The following is a 1,527-nucleotide window of genomic DNA, read 5'->3' as shown; positions in this document are numbered from 1 at the left end:
GGGGAGAGGAAATTGTTTCCTCGAGTCGTTGATTTCACACTGCCGAGAAAAGCCTCTAGCTAGATTTATGGTGCCCGTACCGCAAACCGACACAGGTAGTCAAGATGAGAATTCTAAGGTGAGCGAGCGAACTCTCGTTAAGGAACTCGGCAAAATGACCCCGTAACTTCGGGAGAAGGGGTGCTCTTTAGGGTTCACGCCCAGGAGAGCCGCAGTGAATAGGCCCAAGCGACTGTTTATCAAAAACACAGGTCTCTGCTAAACCGTAAGGTGATGTATAGGGGCTGACGCCTGCCCGGTGCTGGAAGGTTAAGAGGAGTGGTTAGCTTCTGCGAAGCTACGAATCGAAGCCCCAGTAAACGGCGGCCGTAACTATAACGGTCCTAAGGTAGCGAAATTCCTTGTCGGGTAAGTTCCGACCCGCACGAAAGGCGTAACGATTTGGGCACTGTCTCAACGAGAGACTCGGTGAAATCATAGTACCTGTGAAGATGCAGGTTACCCGCGACAGGACGGAAAGACCCCGTGGAGCTTTACTGTAGTCTGATATTGAAATTCGGTACAGCTTGTACAGGATAGGTAGGAGCCTTAGATACGTGAGCGCTAGCTTACGTGGAGGCGTTGGTGGGATACTACCCTCGCTGTATTGGATTTCTAACCCGCACCATTAATCATGGTGGGAGACAGTGTCAGATGGACAGTTTGACTGGGGCGGTCGCCTCCTAAAGAGTAACGGAGGCGCTCAAAGGTTTCCTCAGAATGGTTGGAAATCATTCATAGAGTGTAAAGGCACAAGGAAGCTTGACTGCGAGACTTACAAGTCGAGCAGGGTCGAAAGACGGACTTAGTGATCCGGTGGTTCCGCATGGAAGGGCCATCGCTCAACGGATAAAAGCTACCCCGGGGATAACAGGCTTATCTCCCCCAAGAGTTCACATCGACGGGGAGGTTTGGCACCTCGATGTCGGCTCATCGCATCCTGGGGCTGTAGTCGGTCCCAAGGGTTGGGCTGTTCGCCCATTAAAGCGGTACGCGAGCTGGGTTCAGAACGTCGTGAGACAGTTCGGTCCCTATCCGTCGTGGGCGTAGGAAATTTGAGAGGAGCTGTCCTTAGTACGAGAGGACCGGGATGGACATACCTCTGGTGTACCAGTTGTCGTGCCAACGGCATCGCTGGGTAGCTATGTATGGACGGGATAAGTGCTGAAAGCATCTAAGCATGAAGCCCCCCTCAAGATGAGATTTCCCAACTTCGGTTATAAGATCCCTCAAAGATGATGAGGTTAATAGGTTCGAGGTGGAAGCATAGCGATATGTGGAGCTGACGAATACTAATCGATCGAAGACTTAATCAAATTTAAAAGTTTTGTTGGTTAAACTAAATTTTACTTACAATCTAGTTTTGAGTGTATAAATTTTATACATGACATTGTCTGGTGACTATAGCAAGGAGGTCACACCTGTTCCCATGCCGAACACAGAAGTTAAGCTCCTTAGCGCCGATGGTAGTCGGACTTACGTTCCGCA

At 50.1% G+C, this 1,527-nt stretch carries 2 rRNA genes; both read left to right on the top strand.

From position 1 onward, the window contains the following. Positions 1–1,355: ribosomal RNA gene (locus CD150_RS02905) — 23S ribosomal RNA — on the top strand; the annotation flags it as partial. 77 nt (positions 1,356–1,432) lie between these two features. Continuing rightward, a 5S ribosomal RNA gene (gene rrf / locus CD150_RS02900) occupies positions 1,433–1,527 on the top strand; the annotation flags it as partial.

This window comes from Staphylococcus ureilyticus (genome assembly GCF_002902235.1).
Classification (GTDB): domain Bacteria; phylum Bacillota; class Bacilli; order Staphylococcales; family Staphylococcaceae; genus Staphylococcus; species Staphylococcus ureilyticus.
Note: the sequence above shows the minus strand (reverse complement) of the source record. Positions and strands in the feature narration are given on the sequence as shown.